The organism is Flavobacterium sp. (genome assembly GCF_039916025.1).
Taxonomy (GTDB): Bacteria; Bacteroidota; Bacteroidia; order Flavobacteriales; family Flavobacteriaceae; genus Flavobacterium.
The window spans coordinates 1-5,161 of sequence record NZ_JBDSMB010000041.1 but is presented as its reverse complement, the minus strand read 5'-3'; the positions used below and the strand labels follow the sequence as shown (position 1 = coordinate 5,161).

The window sequence follows — 5,161 nt, the reverse complement described above, 5'->3', positions numbered from 1 at the left end:
TACGGTAGGACATTGAGAATATACAGAATCATTATACCCTAAAAGAGATACTAATAAAACAATGTAGATAGAATAATTTTTAACAAGAGTAGTGATTCTCATAAGCAATTCAATTTTAGATAATTCTCCACTAACCGACCGTACACTTTTATACTATCATCTTAAATTTTCACATTTATATAGCAAAAATGATTTAATCTGATATTCAACAGTATACTTCGAAGCAAAAAAATACTTCCACTATATTACTCATAATAATAGGAACAGGATTTGACTTATTAAAATGTTATAAACAAAATAATCAACATTATTATAAATAACTTATCATATAAAAAATGCTTTATCTCATTGAAATAAAACATTTTACATGTAAATAAAAATTAATTTAAAAGTTATTAATAATCTAATTTACTTTTTTAAAATAAAAAATTGTTAATAAGTTTACTCGAATTTGTGAACCTATTAACAACTAATCGTAAATTTAAAATGAATTAAAATGTAATATTTTGGATATCTTTTGAAGCTATTTTAAATTCCTCCATTACCTCATTAATGATTGACTCAACTGATTTAATTTCGTGAATTAAACCCGCAATTTGTCCAATTTCTAATTCTCCATTTTCTAAATCTCCTTCAAACATTCCTTTTTTGGCTCGGGCCCGACCTAATAATACTTTTAAATCATCCGGCGTTGGACATTTTGAGTATAAGTCCTGGATTTCGTTATAAAATTTATTTTTTATCAATCGTACCGGAGCTAACTCTTTTAAAGTTAATTGTGTATCGCCTTCCTTAACTCCTATAATCGTTTGTTTAAAATTCTCATGTGAAGAACTTTCAAAAGAAGCTGCAAATCGTGAACCCATTTGAATTCCATCAGCGCCAAGAATCATTGCAGCAAGCATGCCTTTTCCGGAAGCAATTCCTCCAGCAGCAATCAGGGGAATTGTGATATTTTCTTTTACCATCGGTATTAAAGTGAAAGTAGTTGTCTCTTCTCTTCCGTTATGTCCACCTGCTTCAAAACCTTCAGCAACAACTGCATCAACTCCAGCTTCCTGAGCTTTCAAAGCAAACTTTGAACTGCTGACAACATGAACAACAATAATTCCTCTTTCTTTTAAATAACTGGTCCAGGTTTTTGGGTTTCCTGCCGAAGTGAAAACAATTTTAACTTCTTCCTCAATAATAATCTGAATAATCTCTTCAATATTTGGATACAACATCGGAACATTAACCCCAAAAGGTTTATTCGTAGCTTTTTTGCATTTTTGGATATGCTCACGCAAAACATCCGGATACATCGAACCCGCACCAATCAATCCTAAACCTCCTGCATTACTAACAGCACTGGCTAATTTGTAACCGCTGTTCCAAATCATTCCACCTTGAATAATTGGGTATTTTATATTGAAAAGTTGGGTGATTTTATTCATTAATTTTTAATGATTTTTCCGGTTTGCACAAATGCATTGCTTTTTATTTTATAGAAGTAGATTCCGGAATTTAAGTTTTCCAGAGGAATTGATGCTCCTGAATTAGTAATTGATTTTTCAAAAACATTTTGACCTAAAGCATTGTAAAAACTAATTTTTGCTTCAGCAAAATTATTCGGAAATGAAATGAAAAGTCTATCTGAAACCGGATTTGGGTATACTAAAAATCTTTCAGTTGAATTTTGATTTACGGAAAGCGTTAATGCCAATTGAAAATCCGGAATTCCATAACCAAATTGATTGTTTGGATTTGCAAATCTATCAGCAGATTGTTTTACAAAATCTACTATTTGCTGATTGGTTAGATTTGGAACTGCTCCCCAAAAACTGGCAATCATTCCAGCCATAATCGGACATGAAAAAGAAGTTCCGCTCGCAGCCTGAATAGTTCCACTTGTATTGGCAACAACTGCTGCCTGACCTTTGGCCATTACATCTGGTTTTATTCTTCCATCAAACGAAGGTCCAACAGAACTAAAAGTCGCATAAGTCTCATCAAATTTTACAGCTCCAACTGCTAAAACATTATTAGCTTCAGCCGGAACACCAATATGATTTAATGGTTCAGGGCTTCCGCCCGAATTACCAGCGCTGGCAACAACCACAATTCCTTTACTAAAAGCAATATTAGCACCTTTAGAAGCAAAAGCCGTGTCACCCGTAAATTCATCATAGGAATGTCCATAATTTGGATTATCAAATTCATAATAACCCAGTGAAGTTGAGATAACGTCTGCTCCTAATCTATCTGCTTCTTCAGCAGCTTCAACCCAATAGCTTTCTTCTACCGGACTTTCCTGCGAAACATCTTCGGTTACAAATAAATAATATTGAGCATCCGGTGCAGTGCCAACAAGTTCGCCATCAACATACCCTCCCATGCAGGAAAGTGTCATGGTTCCGTGATTGTGCAATGAATAAACATCGGTACTTTGACTAACATAATTATAGCCCCCCAAGATTAAATTATTATCAAATAAACGCTGAAAAGGCGCAGTTGAATCAACATTTATAAATCCGGAATCCAGGACGGCTATTATTTTACCAGTTCCGGTATAATTCGCCTGATGCAGTAAATGCCCATTCAGCATTTGGATTTGATTACTGGAATTTCCGTAATTAAAATTGGTCAAAACATCCATTTGTTTGTTAACCGGAGTAATCGTTCTCGGGGTTGGTCTTTTCGAATTCAAAGAAACATCAGCAAACTGGACATGATTTACATATGGCAGCAAAGCCAATGCATTAATATCGTCAATACTGCCCTGAACATGAAGGCAATTTAGCCATTTTGATTTGGCCATTACTGTAATTCCGACTGAAGCCGTAATTCCATCAATATAAGGTTGGTGAATTGGCACATCATTTTCAGTCAAAGCAATTCCCTGATTGGTTCTTCGGTCTAAAGCTCGTTGCGTCAGAAAATCTAAAGGTGTATTCAGCTGAACAGCTGCATTTGGTTTATCATTAAAATAAACCCACGCATCTTCTTGTGAATATCCATAAAAACTTAAAAGAAAAAAGACAATAAAGTATAGTTTTTTCATAGCATTACTCTTTTGGAAACGCTAATTTATGAAATTACTCCTGAACCAACTAATTCGTCATCAATATTCCAAGCGACAAACTGCCCTTCGGTAATTGCAGATTGTGGTTCGTCAAAAGAAACATACAAACCACTTTCAAATTGATATAAAGTTGCTTTCTGCAAAGCCTGACGGTAACGAATACGCGCCATCACCTGCATCGTTTCTCCGTTTTTCAATGCCAAATCTTCGCGTATCCAATGAATTTCTGAAGGTTGTACTTTCAATGTTTTTTTGAATAAGCCCGGATGATTTGCGCCTTGCCCGGTATAAATCGCATTTGATTTTACATCAGTAGCAATGATGAAAAGCGCTTCTTTTGTACCGCCAACATTCAATCCTTTTCGTTGTCCGATTGTAAAATAATGTGCGCCCTGATGTTTGCCAACCACTTTTCCACTTTCTGAAGTATATGAAATTCCTTTGCTTTCAAAAGCTAATTTTTCTTCTGACGAATTAAAAGTTGGAAGTTCTTGATTGTAAATTGAACTGTTAACATCAATTTCATAAATCAAACCTTCTTTGGGTTGCAATTGTTGTTGCAAAAATTCGGGTAAACGAACTTTTCCAATAAAACACAATCCTTGTGAATCTTTCTTTTCTGCTGTAACCAAATCTAATTGGGTTGCTATTTCGCGAACTTCCGGCTTGATTAATTCGCCAATTGGAAATAAGGATTTTGCTAATTGTTCCTGTGATAATTGACAAAGGAAATAAGACTGATCTTTGTTTCCGTCTTTCCCGGCTAAAAGTTGATACACTGGCTTCCCATCAACATTGATTTCACCTTTTCTGCAATAATGCCCGGTGGCAACATAATCCGCGCCAAGACTTAAAGCAATTTTCATAAAAACATCAAACTTGATTTCGCGGTTGCACAATACATCAGGATTTGGAGTTCGTCCCTGTTCGTATTCTTTGAACATATAGTCCACGATTTTTTCTTTGTATTGTTCGCTTAAATCAACTGTTTGGAAAGGAATTCCGAGTTTTTCTGCAACCAAAAGCGCATCGTTACTGTCTTCGAGCCATGGGCATTCATTGGAAATAGTCACCGAATCATCGTGCCAGTTCTTCATAAAAAGACCAATGACTTCATAGCCTTGTTCTTTTAAAAGATAAGCAGCAACACTCGAATCAACACCTCCGGAAAGTCCGACAACAACTCGTTTCATATTAAACAAAAAATTTGCGGCAAAGTTACCGCAAATTCTGTAAAATGGCATACTATAATATCAGTTATAACAATTCTGCCGTAAGCAAAACCTATTTACTTCCCAAGTTTGTTTTTGAGTTCAGCGTCTAAGTCAGGTTTAGACTTATCTTCATCCTTAACTATAACCTTAACATCAGCCTGGTTCGGCATTGCTGGCTTTTTAAAATTTTTGTTTTGGAAGTTCATATTGACATCTTTCAATTTTCCTTTTACAAGCATTTTCCACATGCCCACTTTCTTTCCATTTTTAAAAAGTCCTTGTGCCGCAATTTGATTGTCAACATTTCTAAAAATGGCCATTCCTTCGTATTGTCCATTTTTATAAATAGATTCTTCGAGGACTAAACCATTTTCTGCATAACTTTTATAAGCTCCGTTTTTAATTCCGTCTTTATAGATTGTTTCTTCAGCTATTTCCCCACTTTTATAAAACACTTTTCTAACACCATTCAACTTTCCATTTACATAAGGCTCAAGTGTCATCACTGTTGGCAAATCTTCATGGTAATATTTCCAATCACCTTCAAATTGTTTATTTACAACTTTACCTTCACTTACTTTATTCTTGTTTTGATTGTAGAAAATAGTGTAGCACGAATTGTCTTTAGCATTAAATTCTCTTGTTGCGATTATTGTTCCTGCTTTAGTATCATCAAAGAATTTGAACATTCCCGTTTCTTTTCCGTGGTCAAAAGTGCCTTCATATCGAGGTCGTTTTGACGCTTCATAAACACCTTTCCAAACGCCATTTTTTTTGCCATTTTCATCCAATTTATTAATGCTTTGGGCAAAACCAATCGATGTTAAAAGCAATAAGGCAATAATATATTTCATAATGTGATTTTTAATATAACGGTAAAAAG

At 34.7% G+C, this 5,161-nt stretch carries 4 protein-coding genes; all 4 read right to left on the bottom strand.

Annotated features, from left to right (window positions below; all coding sequences use genetic code 11):
• Positions 1 to 491: 491 nt before the first annotated feature.
• Complete coding sequence (locus ABIQ27_RS02195; RefSeq protein WP_348031635.1) at positions 492 to 1,436, bottom strand: nitronate monooxygenase; 945 nt, start codon at positions 1,434 to 1,436, stop codon at positions 492 to 494.
• Entirely contained in the window at positions 1,436 to 3,043 is a 1,608-nt protein-coding gene (locus tag ABIQ27_RS02190) for a S8 family serine peptidase (protein WP_348031634.1), read from the bottom strand. The genes ABIQ27_RS02195 and ABIQ27_RS02190 overlap by 1 nt, the downstream gene beginning before the upstream one ends.
• A 26-nt stretch (positions 3,044 to 3,069) precedes the next feature.
• Positions 3,070 to 4,257 carry a tRNA 2-thiouridine(34) synthase MnmA gene (gene mnmA, locus ABIQ27_RS02185; protein WP_348031632.1) on the bottom strand — a complete coding sequence of 396 codons (1,188 nt, stop codon included), beginning with the start codon at positions 4,255 to 4,257 and terminating at the stop codon, positions 3,070 to 3,072.
• Positions 4,258 to 4,352: 95 nt separating this feature from the next.
• Positions 4,353 to 5,132: a hypothetical protein gene (locus ABIQ27_RS02180; RefSeq protein WP_348031636.1), complete on the bottom strand. Its 780-nt coding sequence runs from the start codon at positions 5,130 to 5,132 to the stop codon at positions 4,353 to 4,355.
• Positions 5,133 to 5,161: the final 29 nt, after the last annotated feature.